Origin of the sequence: Pseudomonas sp. SAR267, assembly GCF_052077595.1 — a bacterium.
Taxonomy (GTDB): Bacteria; Pseudomonadota; Gammaproteobacteria; order Pseudomonadales; family Pseudomonadaceae; genus Aquipseudomonas; species Aquipseudomonas vlassakiae.
In genome coordinates this window covers 2,491,745-2,512,946 of sequence record NZ_JBQIHU010000001.1, presented here as the reverse complement: position 1 = coordinate 2,512,946, position 21,202 = coordinate 2,491,745, and the positions used below count along the sequence as shown (strand labels likewise).

Below are 21,202 nucleotides of genomic sequence, written 5' to 3'. Positions count from 1 at the left end.
TGTGAACGACGCAGACCAGCACTCTAAACCATCGATTCAGCAGTTGCCTATACAAGCTGTGCGCGACCTGATTTTGCCTGTCCCGGCCCTTTCGCGGGCACGCCCGCTCCCACAGGGTTTCCATTGGCCTGCAAGCTTGCGCAAGGCCTGTGGGAGCGGGCGAGCCCGCGAACAAGCCAACACCACAACGAATGTCGTAAACGCGCCATTGCAAGGCGTGCGCAGGCATCTGACCTGCCCCGGCCAGTCATACCATCGCCACAAAGGGCCACAGTGCCCCACGACAAAAAACGATCGCTGCCGGGAGATACACGATGTTCAGCAAGCAAGACCAGATCCAGGGTTACGACGATGCACTGCTGGCGGCGATGAATGCCGAAGAACAGCGTCAGGAAGATCACATCGAGCTGATCGCCTCGGAAAACTACACCTCCAAGCGCGTGATGCAGGCCCAAGGCAGCGGCCTGACCAACAAGTACGCCGAAGGCTACCCGGGCAAGCGCTACTACGGCGGCTGCGAGCACGTCGACAAGGTCGAGGCCCTGGCCATCGAGCGCGCCAAGCAGCTGTTCGGCGCCGACTACGCCAACGTCCAGCCGCACTCCGGTTCTTCAGCCAACGGCGCGGTCTACCTGGCCCTGCTGCAGGCCGGCGACACTATCCTCGGCATGAGCCTGGCCCACGGCGGCCACCTGACCCACGGCGCCAAGGTGTCGTCCTCGGGCAAGCTGTACAACGCTGTGCAGTACGGCATCGACACCACTACCGGCCTGATCGACTACGACGAAGTCGAGCGCCTGGCTGTCGAGCACAAGCCGAAGATGATCGTTGCCGGCTTCTCGGCCTACTCCAAGACCCTCGACTTCCCACGCTTCCGCGCCATTGCCGACAAGGTGGGTGCCTACCTGTTCGTCGACATGGCCCACGTTGCAGGCCTGGTTGCTGCAGGCCTGTACCCGAACCCGATCCCGTTCGCCGATGTGGTCACCACCACCACCCACAAGACCCTGCGCGGTCCACGTGGCGGCCTGATCCTGGCCAAGTCCAACGAAGAGATCGAGAAGAAACTCAACGCTGCCGTATTCCCGGGCGCCCAGGGCGGCCCGCTGATGCACGTGATCGCTGCCAAGGCCGTGTGCTTCAAGGAAGCGCTGGAACCTGAGTTCAAGAGCTACCAGAAACAAGTGATCGAGAACGCCCAGGCCATGGCCCAGGTATTCGTCGATCGCGGCTACGACGTGGTCTCCGGTGGCACCGACAACCACCTGTTCCTGGTCAGCCTGATCCGCCAGGGCCTGACCGGCAAAGATGCCGACGCCGCCCTGGGCCGCGCGCACATCACCGTCAACAAGAACGCCGTGCCGAACGACCCGCAGTCGCCATTCGTCACCTCCGGCCTGCGCATCGGTACCCCGGCTGTGACCACCCGCGGCTTCAAGGTTGCGCAATGTGTCGCCCTGGCCGGCTGGATCTGCGACATCCTCGACAACCTCGGTGACGCCGACGTCGAAGCCGATGTGGCGAAGAACGTCGCGGCGCTGTGCGCTGACTTCCCTGTTTACCGCTGAGTGGAGTAAACGAACATGCAACGCTACTCGGGCTTCGGCCTTTTCAAACACTCCCTCAGCCACCACGAAAACTGGCAGCGCATGTGGCGCACGCCGACCCCTAAAAAGGTCTACGACGTGGTCATCGTCGGCGGTGGCGGCCATGGCCTGGCCACGGCCTACTACCTGGCCAAGGAACACGGCATCACCAACGTTGCGGTGATCGAAAAGGGTTACCTGGGTGGCGGCAACACCGCCCGTAACACCACCATCGTGCGTTCCAACTACCTGTGGGACGAGTCGGCGCACCTGTACGAGCACGCCATGAAGCTGTGGGAGGGCCTGTCCCAGGACCTCAACTACAACGTGATGTTCTCCCAGCGCGGCGTCTACAACCTGTGCCACACCCTGCAGGACATGCGTGACTCCGAGCGCCGCGTCTCTGCCAACCGCCTCAACGGCGTCGATGGCGAGCTGCTCAACACCGCTCAGGTCGCGGCCGAAATCCCGTACCTGGACTGCTCGAAGAACACCCGCTACCCGATCCTCGGCGCCACCGTTCAGCGCCGTGGCGGTGTAGCCCGTCACGATGCCGTGGCCTGGGGCTTCGCCCGTGCCGCCGACGCCCTGGGCGTGGACCTGATCCAGCAGACCGAAGTGATCGGCTTCCGCAAGGAAAACGGCGCGGTCATCGGCGTGGAAACCAACAAAGGCTTCATCGGCGCCAAGCGCGTCGGCGTGGTCACCGCCGGTAACTCCGGGCACATGGCCAAGCTGGCCGGCTTCCGCCTGCCGCTGGAATCGCACCCACTGCAGGCGCTGGTTTCCGAGCCGATCAAGCCGATCATCGACAGCGTGATCATGTCCAACGCCGTACACGGCTACATCAGCCAGTCCGACAAGGGCGACCTGGTGATCGGCGCCGGTATCGACGGCTGGGTCGGCTACGGCCAGCGCGGTTCGTACCCGGTGATCGAGCACACCCTGCAGGCCATCGTCGAGATGTTCCCCAACCTCTCGCGTGTTCGCATGAACCGCCAGTGGGGCGGCATCGTCGATACCTCGCCAGACGCCTGCCCGATCATCACCAAGACCCCGGTCAAGAACATGTTCTTCAACTGCGGTTGGGGGACTGGCGGCTTCAAGGCGACCCCGGGTTCGGGCAACGTCTTCGCCGCGAGCCTGGCCAAAGGCGAAATGCACCCATTGGCCGCGCCGTTCTCCATGGACCGCTTCTACAACGGCGCACTGATCGACGAACACGGCGCCGCCGCCGTCGCCCACTAACCGGAGCCACCGTCATGTTGCATATTTTCTGTCCCCACTGTGGCGAGCTGCGCTCCGAAGAAGAGTTCCACGCCTCTGGCCAGGCGCACATCGCCCGCCCGCTGGACCCCAACGCCTGTTCCGACGAGGAATGGGGTACCTACATGTTCTACCGTGACAACCCACGCGGTATTCACCACGAACTGTGGGACCACGTTGCCGGTTGCCGCCAGTACTTCAACGTCACCCGCAACACCGTGACCTACGAGATTCTGGAAACCTACAAGATTGGCCAGAAGCCGCAAGTGACCGCTGATGGCAAAGCTGCGATCGCACCGTCCGCCGTCAAAGGCCAAGGGGAAAAAGTATGAGCCAGACCTATCGCCTCGCCAGCGGCGGCCGTATCGACCGCAGCAAGGTCCTGAACTTCACCTTCAACGGCAAGACCTACCAGGGTTATGCCGGTGACAGCCTGGCCGCCGCGTTGCTGGCCAACGGCGTCGACATCGTTGGCCGCAGCTTCAAGTACTCGCGCCCACGCGGCATCATCGCCGCCGGTAGCGAAGAGCCGAACGCGATCCTGCAGATCGGCTCCAGCGAAGCCACCCAGATCCCCAACGTGCGAGCCACCCAACAGGCGCTGTACGCAGGCCTGGTCGCCACCAGCACCAACGGCTGGCCGAACGTCAACAACGACGTCATGGGCATCCTCGGCAAGGTCGGCGGCAGCATGATGCCGCCGGGCTTCTACTACAAAACCTTCATGTACCCGAAATCGTTCTGGATGACTTATGAGAAGTACATCCGCAAGGCAGCCGGCCTGGGCCGTGCGCCGCTGCAGAACGACCCGGACAGCTACGACTACATGAACCAGCACTGTGACGTGCTGATCGTCGGTGCCGGCCCTGCTGGCCTGGCCGCCGCGCTGGCCGCTGCCCGCAGCGGTGCCCGCGTGATCCTGGCTGACGAGCAGGAAGAGTTCGGCGGCAGCCTGCTCGACACCCGCGAAACCCTCGACGGCAAGCCAGCCGCCGACTGGGTCAACGCCGTGGTCAAAGAGCTGCAAAGCCTGCCGGAAGTGACCCTGCTGCCACGCGCCACGGTCAACGGCTACCACGACCATAACTTCCTGACCATCCACGAGCGCCTCACCGACCACCTCGGCGACCGCGCCCCGATCGGCCAGGTGCGTCACCGCGTGCACCGTGTCCGCGCCAAGCGCGTGGTCCTGGCTGCCGGCGCTCACGAGCGCCCACTGGTGTACGGCAACAACGACCTGCCGGGCAACATGCTGGCTGGCGCAGTTTCCACTTACGTTCGCCGTTACGGCGTGGCCCCAGGGCGCAAGCTGGTGCTGTCGACCAACAACGACCACGCCTACCGCGCCGCGCTGGACTGGCACGACGCCGGCCTGCAAGTGGTCGCCATTGCCGACGCTCGCCACAACCCGCGTGGTTCGCTGGTTGAAGAAGCGCGTGCCAAGGGCATCCGCATCCTCACCTCCAGCGCCGTGATCGAGGCCAAGGGCACCAAGCACGTCAGCGGCGCCCGTGTGGCGGCCATCGATGTGCAGGCGCACAAGGTCACCAGCCCCGGTGAAACCCTCGAATGCGACCTGATCGCCACCTCCGGCGGTTACAGCCCGATCGTGCACCTGGCTTCGCACCTGGGCGGTCGCCCGGTCTGGCGTGAAGACATTCTCGGCTTCGTGCCGGGCGATGCCCCGCAGAAGCGCGAATGCGTGGGTGGCATCAATGGCGTCTACGCCCTGGGCGATGTGCTTGCCGATGGTTTCGAAGGCGGTGCCCGCGCCGCCACTGAAGCGGGCTTCAAGGCCACCGTTGGCAGCCTGCCGAAAACCGTGGCGCGCAAGGAAGAGGCCACCGTGGCGCTGTTCCAGGTGCCGCACGACAAGGGCACTGCCCGTGCACCCAAGCAGTTCGTCGACCAGCAGAACGACGTCACCGCCGCCGCCATCGAACTGGCCACCCGCGAAGGCTTCGAGTCGGTCGAGCACGTCAAGCGCTACACCGCGCTGGGCTTCGGCACCGACCAGGGCAAGCTGGGCAACATCAACGGCCTGGCCATCGCCGCCCGTTCCATCGGCATCACCATCCCGGAAATGGGCACCACCATGTTCCGCCCGAACTACACGCCGGTGACCTTTGGCGCGGTAGCCGGTCGTCACTGTGGCCACCTGTTCGAGCCGGTGCGCTTTACCGCCCTGCATGCCTGGCACGTGAAGAACGGCGCCGAGTTCGAAGACGTCGGCCAGTGGAAGCGCCCTTGGTATTTCCCGAAAGCCGGTGAAGACATCCATGCCGCGGTTGCCCGTGAATGCAAGGCCGTGCGCGACAGCGTGGGCCTGCTGGACGCGTCGACCCTGGGCAAGATCGACATCCAGGGGCCGGATGCGCGCGAGTTCCTCAACCGCATCTACACCAACGCCTGGACCAAGCTCGACGTGGGCAAGGCCCGCTACGGCCTGATGTGCAAGGAAGACGGCATGGTCTTCGACGACGGCGTGACCGCCTGTGTCGGCGACAACCACTTCATCATGACCACCACCACCGGCGGCGCTGCCCGCGTATTGCAGTGGATGGAGCTGTACCACCAGACCGAATGGCCAGAGCTGAAGGTGTACTTCACCTCGGTCACCGACCACTGGGCCACCATGACCCTGTCCGGCCCGAACAGCCGCAAGCTGCTCAGCGAGCTGACCGACATCGACATGGACAAGGACGCCTTCCCGTTCATGACCTGGAAGGAAGGCAACGTCGGCGGCGTACCGGCCCGCGTGTTCCGTATCTCGTTCACCGGCGAGCTGTCGTACGAAGTCAACGTGCAGGCCAACTACGCCATGGGCGTGCTGGAGCAGATCATCGAGGCCGGCAAGAAGTACAACCTGACCCCGTACGGCACCGAGACCATGCACGTACTGCGCGCCGAGAAGGGCTTCATCATCGTTGGCCAGGACACCGACGGCTCGATGACCCCCGACGACCTCAACATGAGCTGGTGCGTGGGCCGCAACAAGCCGTTCTCGTGGATCGGCCTGCGTGGCATGAACCGCGAAGACTGTGTGCGCGAGAACCGCAAGCAACTGGTAGGCCTGAAGCCGATCGACCCGACCAAGTGGCTGCCGGAAGGCGCCCAGCTGGTGTTCGATCCCAAGCAGCCAATTCCGATGGACATGGTTGGCCACGTGACCTCCAGCTACGCCTCCAACTCCCTGGGCTATTCGTTCGCCATGGGTGTGGTCAAGGGCGGCCTCAAGCGCATGGGCGAGCGCGTTTACTCGCCGCAGGCCGATGGCAGCGTGATCGAGGCGGAGATCGTGTCTTCGGTGTTCTTCGATCCGAAGGGTGAGCGGCAGAACGTCTAAGGCCCCGGTACCAACCGATGTCCAGTTTGGAATGAGGTCTCTGTGGGAGCGGGCGTGCCCGCGAAGAGGGCGGTGAATCCACCCTCGCATTCGCGGGCATGCCTGCTCCCACAGGATGACCGTCTCCGGCAGGCATCGTGGTCGAATCCAGAATTCAAGGCAGGTAAGAAATGAGCGCTATCAACGTCTTCCAGCAAAACCCCGGCGCCGAGGCCAAGGCCCAGTCGCCACTGCACCACGCCGACCTGGCCAGCCTGGTTGGCAAAGGCCGCAAGAACGCAGGCGTGACCCTGCGTGAACGCAAGTTCCTCGGCCACCTGACGATCCGTGGCGATGGCCACGACCCGGAATTCGCCGCTGGCGTGCACAAGGCCCTGGGCCTGGAGCTGCCGGTTGCCCTGACCGTGGTCGCCAACAACGAGATGTCGCTGCAATGGGTCGGCCCTGACGAGTGGCTGCTGATCGTCCCGGGCGGCCAGGAACTGGCGGTCGAGCAGAAGCTGCGCGCGGCCCTCGAAGGCCAGCACATCCAGGTGGTCAACGTCAGCGGCGGGCAGAGCCTGCTGGAACTGCGTGGCCCGAACGTGCGCGAAGTGCTGATGAAATCCACCAGCTATGACGTGCACCCGAACAACTTCCCGGTCGGCAAGGCCGTCGGCACCGTGTTCGCCAAGTCGCAACTGGTGATCCGCCGCACCGCCGAAGACACCTGGGAGCTGGTGATCCGCCGCAGCTTCGCCGACTACTGGTGGCTATGGCTGCAGGACGCTTCGGCCGAATACGGCTTGAGCATCGAAGCTTAAGGAGAGCGAACATGAGTCGGGCACCGGATACCTGGATTCTCACCGCCGACTGCCCGAGCATGCTCGGCACCGTCGACGTGGTGACGCGTTACCTCTACGAGCAGCGCTGCTACGTCACCGAGCACCACTCCTTCGATGACCGGCTGTCGGGGCGTTTCTTCATTCGCGTGGAGTTCCGCCAGCCAGACGATTTCGACGAGGCGGGCTTCCGAGCCGGCCTCACCGAGCGCAGCGAAGCGTTCGGCATGGCCTTCGAGCTGACCGCACCCAATCACCGCCCCAAGGTGGTGATCATGGTGTCCAAGGCCGACCATTGCCTGAACGACTTGCTGTATCGCCAGCGCATCGGTCAACTGGCCATGGACGTGGTTGCGGTGGTATCCAACCACCCGGACCTCGAACCCCTGGCGCACTGGCACAAGATTCCTTACTACCACTTCGCCCTCGACCCGAAGGACAAGCCGGCGCAAGAGCGCAAGGTGATTCAGGTGATCGAGGAAACCGGCGCGGAACTGGTGGTACTAGCCCGCTACATGCAGGTGCTGTCGCCGGAGTTGTGCCGGCGTCTTGATGGATGGGCGATCAACATTCACCACTCGTTGCTGCCCGGGTTCAAGGGCGCCAAGCCTTATCACCAGGCCTACAATAAGGGCGTGAAGATGGTCGGCGCCACGGCGCACTACATCAACAACGACCTCGACGAAGGGCCGATCATTGCCCAGGGCGTCGAGGTGGTGGACCACAGCCATTACCCCGAAGACCTGATTGCCAAGGGGCGTGATATCGAGTGCCTGACCCTGGCGCGGGCGGTGGGGTATCACATCGAGCGGCGGGTGTTCCTCAACGCTAACCGGACAGTCGTTCTCTGAACATTTCTGGGGCTGCTTTGCAGCCCTTTCGCGACACAAGGCCGCTCCTACAGGTATCGCATTCGCCTGTAGGAGCGGCCTTGTGTCGCGAAAGGGCCGCACAGCGGCCCCGACTTTTCCCCTGCCGTTTAAAGGCATCTCCCTGTCGTTTCCAGTCAGTGCAAATCGCCGATTCAGGCCCACAATTCCTGCATTCCAGTAACACAAGCCGCCCACGGATGGCGGCGCTTTCCACCACCGCTGCATAAATAAAAATCAAGCGAGGTAAGAGCATGTCTGGCAATCGTGGAGTGGTGTATCTCGGCGCGGGCAAGGTCGAGGTGCAGAAAATCGACTACCCGAAAATGCAAGACCCACGCGGCAACAAGATCGAGCACGGCGTGATCCTCAAGGTGGTTTCCACCAACATCTGCGGCTCCGACCAGCACATGGTCCGCGGCCGCACCACTGCCCAGGTCGGCCTGGTCCTGGGCCACGAAATCACCGGTGAAATCGTCGAGATGGGGCGTGATGTAGAGCGCCTGAAGATCGGCGACCTGGTGTCGGTACCGTTCAACGTCGCGTGCGGGCGCTGCCGCTCGTGCAAAGAGATGCACACCGGTGTCTGCCTCACAGTCAACCCGGCCCGCGCCGGCGGCGCCTACGGCTACGTCGACATGGGCGACTGGACCGGTGGCCAGGCCGAATACGTGCTGGTGCCATATGCCGACTTCAACCTGCTGAAACTGCCGGACCGCGACAAGGCCATGGAGAAGATCCGTGACCTGACGTGCCTGTCCGACATCCTGCCGACCGGCTACCACGGCGCTGTCACTGCCGGTGTAGGCCCTGGCAGCACCGTCTACGTCGCTGGCGCCGGCCCGGTCGGCCTGGCTGCCGCAGCCTCGGCGCGCCTGCTGGGCGCCGCCTGCGTCATCGTCGGTGACCTGAACCCGGCCCGCCTGGCCCACGCCAAGTCCCAGGGCTTCGAAGTGGTCGACCTGTCCAAGGACACTCCGCTGCACGAGCAGATCGTCGACATTCTCGGCGAGCCGGAAGTGGACTGTGCTGTCGACGCGGTTGGCTTCGAGGCCCGTGGCCATGGCCACGAAGGCGCCAAGCATGAAGCCCCGGCCACCGTGCTGAACTCGCTGATGCAGGTGACCCGCGTGGCCGGCAACATCGGTATCCCGGGCCTGTACGTGACCGAAGACCCAGGCGCGGTGGATGCCGCCGCCAAGATCGGCGCACTGAGCATCCGCTTCGGCCTGGGCTGGGCCAAGTCGCACAGCTTCCACACCGGCCAGACCCCGACCATGAAATACAACCGCCAGCTGATGCAGGCGATCATGTGGGACCGCATCAACATTGCTGAAGTGGTCGGCGTGCAGGTGATCAACCTCGACCAGGCGCCGGAAGGCTATGGCGAGTTCGATGCAGGCGTGCCGAAGAAGTTCGTGATCGACCCACACAAGATGTGGGGCGCGGCTTGATCGCGTGATGTAACAAAAAGCCCCTCGACATGAGGGGCTTTTTTATGGCTGCTCGTTGGCGCCTTGCACGGCAAGGACAGAGCCTTTGTCATCGGTGGCCAACAAGCCGCCGGTGTGGGTTCCGTCTGAACTCAGCTCTGCCAGCGGTTGTTCCGCGTTGCGAAGGATGGCGCGATACTGATCGCCTTGCTTCACGGTGATCAGCTTGTCGCCCTGATAGAAGAAAAGCGTACCGTTCGATGCTTTGCTCATGATTCAAGTCCCTGAGGTGCTGGATGAATGGAGGCTGCTTAAGCCCATTCTGAACGGCCGCAGGGATTTTGATACTGGCAGAAATACTAGTTTTATGGCCTGACACGGAACCTGTGGGAGCGGGCGTGCCCGCGAAGAGGCCAGCCCTGCCAACCCATCACTCAGCGCATCATTCCCAACTCAGCATCGTCCATCAGCGCCTTGGCCAACGCGCTCAGATAATGTGACGCCCAAAGCAACTGCGGCTTGTTGTCCATCAGGCCGTCAATGGTCAAATCCCGCACATAGCCCATCAGTTCCGAAGCCTATTCCCGCGCACTCTGGCAGGGAATGCCCGGGGCAATGCAGAACAACGGGTGGGTCTGGCCTTCGCCTTGGTAGAAAAAAGTTTTGCCTACAGTGGTCTTGGTGTCGTCGCTGGTCATTTTTCTCTCCCCCTGAAGTTTCTCGACTGCCAGGCCCGGCCCTATCGCGGCTAAAGCCGCTCCTACAGGCCTTGCGCAATCCTTGTAGGAGCGGATTTATCCGCGAAGGGCCAGCCCAGCAAAAACACAAGCCTCAATTTCTAGTGCAATGTCCGCGGCTCCGCCGGCATCTGCACCTGGATCAACGCCGTCTCAAGCAGCACCCGCAGCGTTTCGAGCTCATGCATCGTGGCTATCATCAATATCGAAACCGGCGACTTGGGCTGCAGCAGAAGCGCCTGATGTGCGACGGTTTGGGCGCACAGCGCGTAGTCCGTGGCCTGGATGAGGGTATCTTCGAGGGAATGGGAGGTGTGGGGTGGATCGGGGACAATCTTAAGCATGATGGATGACCTCTAAGTGATGCCACCACCGGCCTGCTGTCAAACAAGAAGGCGGCAACTGTACATGGGTTGACAGACCGGTAGGTCAACCAAAACCCGGCGCACGTGAGTGCCCCATGCACAGCTGCCATAGAGGCAAAGCCATGTGGTTGACGAAGTCGGCCTGTCAAAGCCGGTCGCTGATTTCGCAACGACCGCCCGAGACTAGAGCCCGGCCCAGATCATCGCAATGGCTCAAGCGGCTTGGGACTGTAATTCAGAAACGTCCTACAGGTAAGCGTAAAAATCTGAAAGTCTTGGCGAGATTGGCGCGCTGAACATCCGCTTCGGCCTGAGTTAGATGTTTTTACTCAGTTTCATTCCCCCAGTAGACTGTCGAAGCTGTTGCTGCGCAAACGATTTGCGCGTGCATTCTGCTCCCTGTCGTATCTTATAAGTCTGGCAATATTTCGAATGCCGCCAAGCGTTTCTATATTGACGTCTCTTAAGGAATTTATGTCATGCAGATAGGGGTTCAACTCCAGGCCCAGGCTTTGTCCAAATATCCTAGGTACTCCGGGGAGTACGCCAGCTCGGGCGGCACCCATGGAAGCATCATTGTCTAAAATTTTTGATATGTAACGTTCAATGATCGGAACGGTGTGGCTTTTATTAGATTTAGATGTCTTTGCAAAATTGACGGCATCATTGTATGCAAGGTTGCTGATGATGGATTCAAAAGTGTCAGGTTCCCCGATCCTCTTGAAATAATCTTCTCGAGGGCGTGCGTATTTTGGTGAATTTGGTTTCAATGCACTGGCATAAGAAGTGGTACGTTTCAGTGTGGAAGGTTTGAATCTGTGAGGAAGTGCCACGGCTGAATTCGTGCTCACCATGGTCTGACCATTTTTAAGGTGGACAAGTACGTGGCCTGTCGGGTCCGTATAATTAACTGGATCCCCAGCGCAGTACACATAGCAGTTTATTCCACCCCTTCCAAAGGGGCTGAGGCTATCTGGTGATTGAAAGCGCATCAGGCTAGGTGAGTATGTTCGATATCCCTGCCCCAGTTGATAGCTTTTCAACGGTGGGTTTATGTATTCGCCGCTGAAGCCAAGAATGGCCCGTTCGGAGGGGAGTTTTACTGAAAATCCGAATGGAGAGTACGCATGACATTCATTGGCCCTGCCACTACTGGCATAAGTGGTGGGGTTATCTGAGTGGCTTGATGATATGTGTGGTGTTTTCATTCTTGTCACTTATGTGCTCGGTGAGTTTATGGTCAGTAGTCTGAGAGGACTTCGGCACTCAGTGTGTTGTAGATATTTAAATATTCCCCTGTTTGATAGCGGAGAAAGATAGGAGCGCCGTTACCCGCTGAGTGATCACTGGTTGTATGAATGTGCGGAAGGTTCAAATCCTAGGGTTCTAAGCTTAGTAATTGCGGGTGCGAGATGTTCCATGGTTGGTCGATAATGTCCTGATCGATTGTATAGGAAGACATCTCCCAGACTTCCGATGATCATTGTTCCGGAACTGATGATCTTGGTATTGGGAAGTATGTTGGCAATGGAAGGGTGTGAGGTGTAGCTGCTGGAGCCTTTCCCTCCAGATATGGAGACTGCCATTTCGTTGTTCTTGTTAATAACAAACTTGACTTCGACACCTATGCCAACTGATGTAAGGTCTGTGCCGGTTTTTACAATGCGCCTTGGATCGCCAGTCGTTTTGGTGTGGGCTTTCACAAGCGAAATTTCTTTTCTCAACAGTTCTGGGTAATGGTTTTTTAAGTATGCACTATGCTTCGATTTTGACGGCTTGAATAAGCGGCTAAGCCACGAGTGCCCAGTAGGATCACTTCGGTTAATAGGGTCGCCAGCGCAATAGGAATAGGCATTCATCCCGCCCAGGCCAAAAGGACTCAAGTTATCAGGTGAAAGGAATCTAAATCTATTGCTGCTGTATCCGCGATAGCCGAGACCCAACAAGTAAATCTTGGCTGCGTTGTCCATGTGGTTGCCGTTGAACCCTATGTTAATTAGGTTCGAGGGTTGTGATGCTGAGAAACCATAAGCTGAATAGGTATGCTCTTCTCTATTGCCAAAGCCTTCTACTGTGAGCACAGAGTTAGCTAGGTCTGTCGCAAGTAAGGCGGATTCGCTATTGTTAAGATTGTTGAGTTCCGCTAGTATGTGATTAGTGCTATGGAAGATTGTGCGCTTGGATGCTTTCGCTGTCAGCGTGTTGAGCTTATCTTTTCGGTAGAAAGCTAGCGTGATGTTTTCGCTTAGAGTCATCAGTCTTCTCCTGGTTTAATGCGCTAATTACGGCTCCGTTGGAGTAAGCCAGTATTCGTCAATACTTAATTTATGGCTACTGGCAAAAATATCAGGTGTGTGTAGGCCTCAGGGGCGGCTGAAACCATTATTTATAGTGCGTGGCTGAGCATAACTATGAGTATTTAAGAGAGTTTTCGCTATTGCCGTGATTAGCTATGTCCTTACCTGAGTCACGCTCAGGTGCTTGTTTGCTCCGATGTCCGTCTCGGAACAATCTATCAATTCCCGAGTCAAACCCGTCGTTTCCCAAGCCATCCCGGCCGACGAGGTCCCTCCCGATGAAAGCATTCACCCTGGCAACCCTGATGACCCTGGCCGCAAGCCCGGTGTTCGCCTTCAACCTCAGCGACGCCGCCAACGCCGTCTCCGCCATGCAGAACCAGAAGCAGCAAGGCCAGGTACAGGCACCCGCAGCACAGGCCAACCTGCTCAACACCCTGGGCAGCCAGCTGAACATCACCCCCGAACAGGCCGTGGGCGGGGCAGGGGCCATGCTGGGGCTGGCGCGCAACAATCTGAGCAGCGACGACTATGGCCAGCTGACCAAGGCTGTGCCGGGCCTGGACCTGCTGTCGGGCGCCAATGTCCTGGGCGGGTTGAGTGGGTTGGGTGAGTTGCTGGGCAACGACAAGGGCAGCCAGTCGGCCCTGGACAAGGCGCTGGGCAACGATGTGGAGAACCGTGGCGACCTGGACAATGCGTTCAAGGCGCTGGGGATGGATACCGGGATGATCGGGCAGTTTGCACCGTTGATTCTGCAGTACCTGGGGCAGCAGGGGATTGCCGGGTCGTTGTTGCAGAATCTGGGGAGTTTGTGGACGACTCCTGCGCCGTTGGCTCAGCCTTCGGTTTGATGGTTTCGTAGGGCAGCGCTGACATCCCAGCCTTGAGGACTTGCGCTGTGCCTGTAGGAGCGGCCTTGCGTCGCGAAAGGGGTGCGTAGCGCCCCCAGGATCTGAGCTTCGCAGCTGATATCGCTGGGGCCGCTTTGCGGCCCTTTCGCGACACAAGGCCGCTCCTACAAGGGATCGCGCAAGCCCGGGTAAGTGGAGTTAGGCTGTTTCTGTGAAGTCCACCAGGCGCACTGGGCGGCGGAAGCCGGCGGTCAGTACCGCCAGGTAAGCCAGGCCGAAGGCAAACCAGCACAGGCCGATCACCAAGGTCAGGGCCGACAGGCTGGTCCACAGCCATAGGGTCAGCGCCAACCCCACCAGCGGCACCAGGCCGTAGCACAGCAGCCCTTTGAGGTTACGCTGGGCGCCATCGTCCATCAGGTGCGTCTTCACCACCGCCAGGTTCACCGCCGAGAACGCTACCAACGCACCGAAGCTGATCAGCGAGGCGAGGGTCGCCAAGTCGATCACCAACGCCAGCAGCGAGAACGCCGACACCAGGGCAATGGCGAATACCGGCGTGCCGAAGCGTGGCGACAGGTAGCCAAAGCTGCGCCGCGGCAGCACGTTGTCACGCCCCATGGTGAACAGAATGCGCGACACCGCCGCCTGCGAGGCCAGCGCCGAGCCCAGGCTGCCAGCGACGTACGCGGCGGTGAAGAAGTTGGCCAGGAACTGGCCGCCTGCCTTGAACATCACCTCGTTGGCCGCCGCATCGGCATTGGCGAAGGTGGTGCCCGGCAGCACCAACTGGCTGACGTAGGCCAGCACGGTGAACAGCACACCGGCGAACAGGGTGGTGAGGATGATCGCCCGTGGCACGTCGCGGCGGGCGTCGCGGCACTCTTCGGCCAGGGTCGAAACGGCGTCGAAGCCGAGGAACGACAGGCACAGCACCGCCGCACCGGCCATGATCGCGCCAAAGCCGGGCTTGGAGCTATCACCCAGCAGCGGCGCCAGCAGGTCCAGCGGCTGGCCGGCCAGCGACTGGCACGACAGCGCGACGAACACCACGATGAAGACGATCTGCGCGCCAACGATCAGGTTGCTGGTCTTTGCCACCGAGTGAATGCCAACCACGTTCAGCACCGTTACCAGCACAATCGAGGCCAGGGCGATGGACCATGCCGGGATGGCCGGGAAGGCGATGTTGAGGAACAGGCCGATCAACAGGTAGTTGATCATCGGCAGGAACAGGTAGTCCAACAGCAGCGACCAGCCGGCGAGGAAGCCGACGTTGGGGCCGAAGGCCATGTTGGTGTAGGAGTACGCCGAGCCCGCGACCGGGAAGCGCTTGACCATGAAGCTGTAGGACGCGGCGGTGAACAGCATGGCCACCAGGGTGACCATGTAGGCGCCGGCAGTGCGGCCACCGGTGAGTTCGGTGACGATTCCGTAGGTGGTGAAGATGGTCAGCGGGACCATGTACACCAGGCCGAAGAACACCAGGGCGGGGAGGCCGAGGACACGGCGCAGTTGGGCGGAGTTGGAGCTGGGTGGGTTGGCCATCGATCGATCCAGGCATTTTTGTAGTTGTGCTTTGGTCGATTTTTATCCACTTGGGTGGGTAATGACAAAAAAGTATTACTTATTCTTATTATTAGCCTGGGTTTTAATTGGGGTTATTTGCATTTCTGTGCCGGCCTCTTCGCGGGCACGCCCGCTCCCACAGGGATGCCACAAGTCTTGAGCGCTGCGCTGTACCTGTGGGAGCGGGCGTGCCCGCGAAGAGGCCAGTACAGGCAATAAATTCAGTTCATCTCAGCGCGTAATTGCTCGATCCGCTGGTCCTTTTCCAGCCACAGCTGGTTGACCCAGGCCTGCACGGTCTGGCGGAAGGCCGGGTCATTCTCGTAATCCCCATCCCACAATGCCGGGTCCAGTTCACGCACCTGAATGTCGATAATCACCCGGCTAATGCTGCCATTGAGCAGGTCCCAGAACCCGGGCGCCTTGTTGCCGGGGTAGACGATTGTCACGTCCAGCAGCGCGTCCAGCTGCTCGCCCAGCGCGGCCAGCACGAACGCCACACCGCCCGCCTTGGGCTTGAGCAGGTAACGATAAGGCGATTGCTGTTCGCGGTGCTTGGCCTCGGTGAAGCGGGTGCCCTCGAGGTAGTTGACCACGGTGACCGGCTGGCGCTTGAACAGCTCGCAGGCGGCCTTGGTAATCTCCAGGTCCTTGCCCTTGAGCTCCGGGTGTTTTTCCAGAAACGCCTTGCTGTAGCGCTTCATGAACGGGTAATCGAGGCCCCACCAGGCCAGGCCCAGCAGCGGCACCCAGATCAGCTCCTTTTTGAGAAAGAACTTGAAGAACGGCGTGCGGCGGTTGAGGCTTTCGATCAGCGCCGGGATATCGACCCAGGTCTGGTGGTTGCTGACCGCCAGGTACGAGGTGTCCTTGCGCAGGTTCTCGACGCCGCGAATGTCCCACTGGGTCGGGATGCACAGGGCGAAGATGGCCTTGTCGATTTCCGACCAGGTTTCGGCGACCCACATCACCGCCCACGAGGCATAGTCACGCCCACGGCCCGGCAGCACCAGCTTGAGCAGGGCGAAGACCAGCAGCGGGCAGATCAACACCAAGGTGTTGAGCAGCAGCAGGATGGTCGTGAACAGGCCGGTAAGCAGGCGACGCATAAGGAAACTCTTGTTGTGGGAAATTAGCAGGGCGCAATGATAAGCAGCGCTGCGGCCTACGCCAAATGTCCAATGCCCGACGGCAGGGACAAATGTTTCACAACATGTTGGTTAGGCTTGTGACAGCGAACCTATCCTGCCAGTGCAGTCTAAGCACTGACCCTTCTCAAGGAAGCCTGCCTGTGAAATCTCTGCTTGCCCTGTTATCGCTGTTGGCGTTGCCGGTGATGGCCGCCGAACCCACGGTCTATGGCCGTTACGAGAACATCAAGTTGCCCGAGCTTGGCCAGACCCTGAAAGCCAAGATGGACACCGGTGCCTGGACGGCGTCGCTGTCGGCCAAGGACATCGAGCTGTTCACCCGCGATGGCGAGGAGTGGGTACGTTTCCGCCTGGCGACCAAGGACTCCGACGGCAAGGTGTATGAGCACGAGGTCTCGCGGATCAGCAAGATCAAGGGGCGTGCCGAGGAAGAGGACGAGGGCGATGCGCCGGAAATCTCCAAGCGGCCGGTGATCGACCTGGAGATGTGCCTGGGTGGCCAGAAGCGCACCATGGAGGTCAACCTGGTGGACCGCAGCCACTTCAACTACCCGTTGCTGATCGGTTCCAAGGCGTTGCGCCAGTTCAAGGCGGCGGTGAACCCGGCCAAGAAGTTTACGGCGGGCACGCCTGACTGCTGATTGTTGCTGCCTGTACCGGCCTCTTCGCGGGCCCGCCCGCTCCCACAATTACTGCACAAGCCTTGAATCCTGTGCAGTACCTGTGGGAGCGGGCGTGCCCGCGAAGAGGCCCTTCAGGCCACAGGTGCTGTTGCCACCATCGACGGCCGCTTGGCCACCTCGGCATACCACGCCGCCAGGCCAGGCTGGCGCTCACGCCAGCCGAACTGCGGCTGGCGCAGGTCCAGATAGCCTAGCGCACAGGCCACGCCGATCGCCGCAATATCGAACCCGGACGCCAGCTCCGCCAGGTGCTCCTGCTCAAGATTCGCCAGGCTGCGGCGAATCTTCTCGGCCTGCGCTTCGAGCCAGCCATCCCAGCGCTTTGCTTCAGGCCGCAGGAAGCTCTCGTAGCGGCTCAGCACCGCCGCATCCATGATCGCGTCAGCCTGCGAAGCCAAGGTCATGCGCCGCCAGCGCGCCGAGCCCTCGCGTGGCAGCAGCGGCTGGCCGACATGCTGCAGGTCGAGGTACTCGCAGATCACCCGGCTGTCGTGCAGCACGGTGCCGTCCTCCAGGCGCAGGGCAGGGATCTTGCCGATCGGGTTGTCCTGGTTGAGCTGCTCGTCGCCGTTCACCGGGCTGATGTTCACCGGCTGCAGCGCGACACGGTCAAGCTGGCCGGTCTCGTGCAGCACCACCATGACCTTGCGCACGAAAGGTGACAGCGGCGAGTGGAACAGGGTCATCGTGCTCATGGTTCAGTTGCCCTGCAGGCTAGGAGGCAGGCACACGCCGGTGCCGCCGATACCGCAGTAGCCGTCCGGGTTCTTGGCCAGGTATTGCTGGTGGTAGGCCTCGGCGAAGTACACCGTCGGCGCCTGGTCGATTTCGGTGGTGATTTCGCCGAAGCCGGCCTTGCTCAGTTCGGCCTGGAAGGCGTCGCGGCTGGCCTTGGCTTGCTCCAGCTGTTCCGGGCTGGTGCAGTAGATAGCCGAGCGGTACTGGGTGCCGATGTCGTTGCCCTGGCGCATGCCCTGGGTCGGGTTGTGCAGCTCCCAGAACATCGCCAGCAGCTCGCGGTAGCTGACCTTGTCCTTGTCGAACACCACCAGCACCACCTCGGTGTGGCCGGTCAGGCCCGAGCAGACTTCTTCGTAGGTCGGGTGCGGGGTGAAGCCACCGGCGTAGCCGACCACCGTGCTGACCACGCCTTCTCGCTGCCAGAAGCGGCGCTCGGCGCCCCAGAAGCAGCCCAGGCCGAAGATGGCGAAATCGATGGCGCCTTCGAAGAACGGGCCGAGCAGTGGGGTGTCTTTGAAGACGTAGTGGAATTCGGGCAGCTGCATGGGCGTTTCGCGGCCAGGCAGGGCTTGCTCCGCAGTTGGCATGACGTTTTTGTTCACCAGGATTTCCGAACGCAGGACCATGGCCGTTCCTCTGTATGTCTGTGAATGGATGCTGGGGCCGTTCGCGGGCAAGCCCGCTCCCACAGGGCCCGAATGGGTATTAGTGTGCCCGAGCTTGAAGCAGCTGTCAGGCCATTGGACCGCGCGGGTAGCGCTTGAGTTTTTCTTCAAGCTCGCGGCCGGGGATTGGCCGGTCGAACAGGTAGCCCTGGCCGACATCGCACCGGTGCCGACGCAGGAACGCCAGCTGCGCCGGCGTCTCGATCCCTTCGGCCACCACCTTGAGCTTGAGGTTGTGGGCCATGGCCACCACCGCCGAGGTGATTTCCATGTCGTCCTGGTTGTCGGGGATCTCGTTGATGAAGCTGCGGTCGATCTTGATGATGTCGATCGGGAATTTCTTCAGATAGCTCAACGACGAATAACCGGTGCCGAAGTCGTCCATGGCCAGGGTCAGGCCCAGGGCCTTGAGCTCGTCGAGCTGGCGGTGGGTGTCTTCGGTCGCTTCCAGCAGCAGGCCCTCGGTGAGTTCCAGCTCCAGCAGGTGCGGGGGCAGGCCTTCTTCCTTGAGGATCAAACCGATCGAGGCCACCAGGTCGGGGTCGGAGAACTGCTTGGGCGAGAGGTTGATGGCCACGTGCAGGCAGCCCATGCCGGCTTGCTGCAACTGCTGGCTCATGCGGCACGACTGGCGCACCACCCACTTGCCAATCGGGATGATCAGGCCGGTTTCCTCGGCAACGCTGATGAACTGGTCCGGACGGATCATGCCGCGCTCGGGATGGTTCCAGCGTAGCAAGGCCTCAAGGCCAAGCAGGCGGCCGCTGCGCAGGCACAGCTTGGGCTGGTAGAACACCTCCAGCTCGTTCTGGGTCAGGGCGCGGCGCAGGTTGTTCTCGACGAACAGCTTGTAGCTGGCTTCGGCATTGAGCACTTCGGTGAACACCTGCACCTGGTGCTTGCCGTTGGCCTTGGCCTTGTGCAGGGCGAGCCCGGCGTTCTTCATCAGGGTGGTCGGGTCGCTGCCGTGCAGCGGCGCGCACGCCAGGCCCACCGAGGCGGTGACGTTGATCAGCTGGTTGTCGACGAACATCGGTTTGTCGAGGGTACGCAGCAATTGCAGGGCTACGCCCTGGCCGTCTTCCAGGCCGGTGTCGTCGAGCAGCACGGCGAACTCGTTGCTGGCGAAACGGGCGAGCACGCCGTTGACGCTCAGGCTGTTGCGCAGGCGCCGGGCCAGGCTGATCAGCAGTTTGTCGCCGGTCTGGTGGCCGAGGCTGTCGTTGATCCGCTTGAAGTTGTCGATGTCCACCAGCAGCAGGCAGATCGGGTTCTCGCTGTCGCGGGCGAAGCGCTCGTCTAGCTTGCGGATGAATGCCGGGCGGTTGCCCAGGTTGGTCAGGTTGTCGGTGTAGGCCAGGCGCTCGATGCGTTGTTGGGCCAGCTTGGTCTGGGTGACGTCTTCGTAGATGCCGATGTAGTGCGTCAGCTCTCGGTTGTCGCCATACACCTTGGAGATCGACAGCTGGCCCCAGTAAGGTTCGAGGTTCTTGCGCCGGCTCTTGAATTCGCCTTGCCAGCTGTTGCCCATGGCCAGGCTCGACGGCGAGTCGAACAGCAGCTCGCTGAGGTTTTCCAGGGCGGGCAGCTCGGCCAGGTGGTGGCCCTGGACTTCCTCGGTGCTGTACTGGGTGATGGCGGTGAAGCTTGGGTTGACGTACTCCACCACGCCGTCGCGGTTGACCAGCAGGAAGGCGCTGGCGCTTTGTTCCACGGCCCGCTGGAACAGGTGCAGGGCGCTGGCGGCGGTGCGCCGGTTGTGGTTGGTGATGACCTGGGCGAACTGGTCGGCGAGCTCACCGGCAAAGGCGATTTCATCGGACTGCCAGGCGCGCGGTTGGCCGGTCTGCTCCAGGCACAACACGCCGACTACCTGGCCATCGACGCGGATGCTGGCGTCGAGCATGGCGTTGTTGTCGGCATACAGGCTCTCGGCCAGGTCACGGGTGCGCGGGTCGTGGTTGGCGTTGTGCGCGTCGATGGCACGGCTGGCGTGCAGGGCGTCCAGGTAGTCGGGGAAGCGGCTGGCATCGATCGGTTCGGGCAGGCGGTGCGCCTGCTCGTCGCGCAGCCAGGCGCTGATCGGCTCCAGACGCTGCTCTTCCAGGTGCCAGATGCTGGCGCTGTCAACCTTGTAGATCTCGCAGGCGCTGCGGGTGATCAGCTGGGCGGCTTCGAGCAGCGAGTTTTCGGAGCTGTAGCGCTGGCGGGCCAGGCGCAGGATGAGGTCTTGCTGGGCACGCACGCGTTCCAGGTGCTCAAGCTGCTCCTGCTGGGCACGCTGGTTGACCTGCAGGGCCAGTTGCAGGCGGTTGTTGCGCGATTCCAGGTCGTCGGTGTCGAGGTCACTGTCGTCGTCATCGAGCACCGTGAGGAAGCCGCGCAGCAGCTGGCGGTTGTGCTGCTTGAATGTCTCGCCGGCTTCCAGCAGGCGCAGCGCGCGGGCCTGGGTGTGCAGGGTGTAGCGCACACGGTAGTAGCCGCGGTTGCTCAGTTGCAGCTGGATTTCATCGTGCAGCCGGTAACGGGCCTCGGGCTCCATGAGGCTGGCATAGGGCGCATCGATCAGCGCACACAACTCGGCAGCGGGCAAGCCGAACTGGCGTTCGCAAGCAGGATCGAGGTAAAGCATCGCCCAGTTGGCTTCGTTCAGCCTTTCGAAACGCAGCATGCCGAGCCGCGAGGGCACGGGGAGCTGCGTCACGACCTCGGCCGCCACACGGCTGGCGGCATCGGGTTGGCTTTTCATCGAAGACTCGCTTGAAGGGGACGCGGCCTGGACGGCGGCGTATCTGGCAAGGTTGCATCATGTCCCTGAG

General features: G+C 61.5%; 18 protein-coding genes and 1 pseudogene. 9 read left to right on the top strand and 10 right to left on the bottom strand.

The window, feature by feature from the left end:
* The first annotated feature begins 314 nt into the window (after nucleotides 1-314).
* The 7 genes from ACTORR_RS12070 (at nucleotide 315) to fdhA (ending at nucleotide 9,342) form a co-directional block, all read left to right on the top strand.
* Nucleotides 315-1,568 (top strand): serine hydroxymethyltransferase, encoded by a 1,254-nt coding sequence (locus ACTORR_RS12070; protein ID WP_054886032.1) that lies wholly within the window; start codon nucleotides 315-317, stop codon nucleotides 1,566-1,568.
* A gap of 15 nt (nucleotides 1,569-1,583) precedes the next feature.
* A complete protein-coding gene (locus tag ACTORR_RS12065; RefSeq protein WP_003255680.1) occupies nucleotides 1,584-2,834 on the top strand; it encodes a sarcosine oxidase subunit beta family protein in 1,251 nt (416 codons plus the stop codon).
* A gap of 14 nt (nucleotides 2,835-2,848) precedes the next feature.
* A complete protein-coding gene (locus ACTORR_RS12060; protein ID WP_054886031.1) occupies nucleotides 2,849-3,184 on the top strand; it encodes a sarcosine oxidase subunit delta in 336 nt (111 codons plus the stop codon).
* Nucleotides 3,181-6,198, top strand: a complete 3,018-nt coding sequence (locus tag ACTORR_RS12055; RefSeq protein WP_441343639.1) for a sarcosine oxidase subunit alpha — start codon at nucleotides 3,181-3,183, stop codon at nucleotides 6,196-6,198. Before ACTORR_RS12060 ends, ACTORR_RS12055 begins: the two co-directional genes overlap by 4 nt.
* Before the next feature lie 170 nt (nucleotides 6,199-6,368).
* Nucleotides 6,369-7,001 carry a sarcosine oxidase subunit gamma gene (locus ACTORR_RS12050; RefSeq protein ID WP_099813778.1) on the top strand — a complete coding sequence of 211 codons (633 nt, stop codon included), beginning with the start codon at nucleotides 6,369-6,371 and terminating at the stop codon, nucleotides 6,999-7,001.
* Nucleotides 7,002-7,012: 11 nt separating this feature from the next.
* The gene (purU, locus tag ACTORR_RS12045) at nucleotides 7,013-7,870 is read left to right on the top strand and encodes a formyltetrahydrofolate deformylase (RefSeq protein WP_313366028.1); all 858 of its coding nucleotides are present in this window, start codon (nucleotides 7,013-7,015) and stop codon (nucleotides 7,868-7,870) included.
* Nucleotides 7,871-8,142: 272 nt separating this feature from the next.
* Nucleotides 8,143-9,342: a formaldehyde dehydrogenase, glutathione-independent gene (fdhA, locus tag ACTORR_RS12040; RefSeq protein WP_051095434.1), complete on the top strand. Its 1,200-nt coding sequence runs from the start codon at nucleotides 8,143-8,145 to the stop codon at nucleotides 9,340-9,342.
* 42 nt (nucleotides 9,343-9,384) lie between these two features.
* On the opposite strand, the gene ACTORR_RS12035 is transcribed toward fdhA, so the two are convergent.
* The 5 genes and pseudogenes from ACTORR_RS12035 to ACTORR_RS12015 form a co-directional block, all read right to left on the bottom strand.
* On the bottom strand, nucleotides 9,385-9,594 hold the full coding sequence (locus tag ACTORR_RS12035) for a hypothetical protein (RefSeq protein ID WP_099813776.1): 210 nt from the start codon (nucleotides 9,592-9,594) through the stop codon (nucleotides 9,385-9,387).
* Between the two features lie 161 nt (nucleotides 9,595-9,755).
* A pseudogene (locus ACTORR_RS12030) lies at nucleotides 9,756-10,019 on the bottom strand (DUF3077 domain-containing protein).
* A gap of 140 nt (nucleotides 10,020-10,159) precedes the next feature.
* A complete protein-coding gene (locus tag ACTORR_RS12025) occupies nucleotides 10,160-10,402 on the bottom strand; it encodes a hypothetical protein (RefSeq protein ID WP_099813774.1) in 243 nt (80 codons plus the stop codon).
* A 356-nt stretch (nucleotides 10,403-10,758) separates the two neighbouring features.
* Nucleotides 10,759-11,631: an RHS repeat-associated core domain-containing protein gene (locus tag ACTORR_RS12020; protein ID WP_099813773.1), complete on the bottom strand. Its 873-nt coding sequence runs from the start codon at nucleotides 11,629-11,631 to the stop codon at nucleotides 10,759-10,761.
* Nucleotides 11,632-11,766: 135 nt separating this feature from the next.
* A complete protein-coding gene (locus tag ACTORR_RS12015) occupies nucleotides 11,767-12,678 on the bottom strand; it encodes an RHS repeat-associated core domain-containing protein (RefSeq protein ID WP_313365229.1) in 912 nt (303 codons plus the stop codon).
* 320 nt (nucleotides 12,679-12,998) lie between these two features.
* On the opposite strand from ACTORR_RS12015, the gene ACTORR_RS12010 reads away from it, so the two are divergent.
* On the top strand, nucleotides 12,999-13,574 hold the full coding sequence (locus tag ACTORR_RS12010; protein WP_313365230.1) for a DUF2780 domain-containing protein: 576 nt from the start codon (nucleotides 12,999-13,001) through the stop codon (nucleotides 13,572-13,574).
* 198 nt (nucleotides 13,575-13,772) lie between these two features.
* On the opposite strand, the gene ACTORR_RS12005 is transcribed toward ACTORR_RS12010, so the two are convergent.
* Both ACTORR_RS12005 and ACTORR_RS12000 read right to left on the bottom strand, forming a co-directional pair.
* A complete protein-coding gene (locus ACTORR_RS12005) occupies nucleotides 13,773-15,122 on the bottom strand; it encodes an APC family permease (RefSeq protein ID WP_313365231.1) in 1,350 nt (449 codons plus the stop codon).
* Nucleotides 15,123-15,364: 242 nt separating this feature from the next.
* The gene (locus ACTORR_RS12000; protein WP_313365232.1) at nucleotides 15,365-16,252 is read right to left on the bottom strand and encodes an acyltransferase; all 888 of its coding nucleotides are present in this window, start codon (nucleotides 16,250-16,252) and stop codon (nucleotides 15,365-15,367) included.
* 182 nt (nucleotides 16,253-16,434) lie between these two features.
* Here ACTORR_RS12000 and rloA2 point away from each other — a divergent pair, with 182 nt between their 5' ends.
* A complete protein-coding gene (gene rloA2, locus ACTORR_RS11995) occupies nucleotides 16,435-16,935 on the top strand; it encodes a retropepsin-like aspartic peptidase RloA2 (protein ID WP_054886023.1) in 501 nt (166 codons plus the stop codon).
* Between the two features lie 113 nt (nucleotides 16,936-17,048).
* Here the strand turns inward: rloA2 and ACTORR_RS11990 are convergent, their stop codons facing one another.
* From ACTORR_RS11990 to ACTORR_RS11980, 3 genes are all read right to left on the bottom strand, one after another.
* On the bottom strand, nucleotides 17,049-17,672 hold the full coding sequence (locus ACTORR_RS11990) for a glutathione S-transferase (protein WP_054886022.1): 624 nt from the start codon (nucleotides 17,670-17,672) through the stop codon (nucleotides 17,049-17,051).
* 3 nt (nucleotides 17,673-17,675) lie between these two features.
* A complete protein-coding gene (gene msrA, locus ACTORR_RS11985; protein WP_186602869.1) occupies nucleotides 17,676-18,344 on the bottom strand; it encodes a peptide-methionine (S)-S-oxide reductase MsrA in 669 nt (222 codons plus the stop codon).
* Nucleotides 18,345-18,450: 106 nt separating this feature from the next.
* Nucleotides 18,451-21,132 carry a putative bifunctional diguanylate cyclase/phosphodiesterase gene (locus tag ACTORR_RS11980; protein WP_099813763.1) on the bottom strand — a complete coding sequence of 894 codons (2,682 nt, stop codon included), beginning with the start codon at nucleotides 21,130-21,132 and terminating at the stop codon, nucleotides 18,451-18,453.
* Between the last annotated feature and the right edge of the window lie 70 nt (nucleotides 21,133-21,202).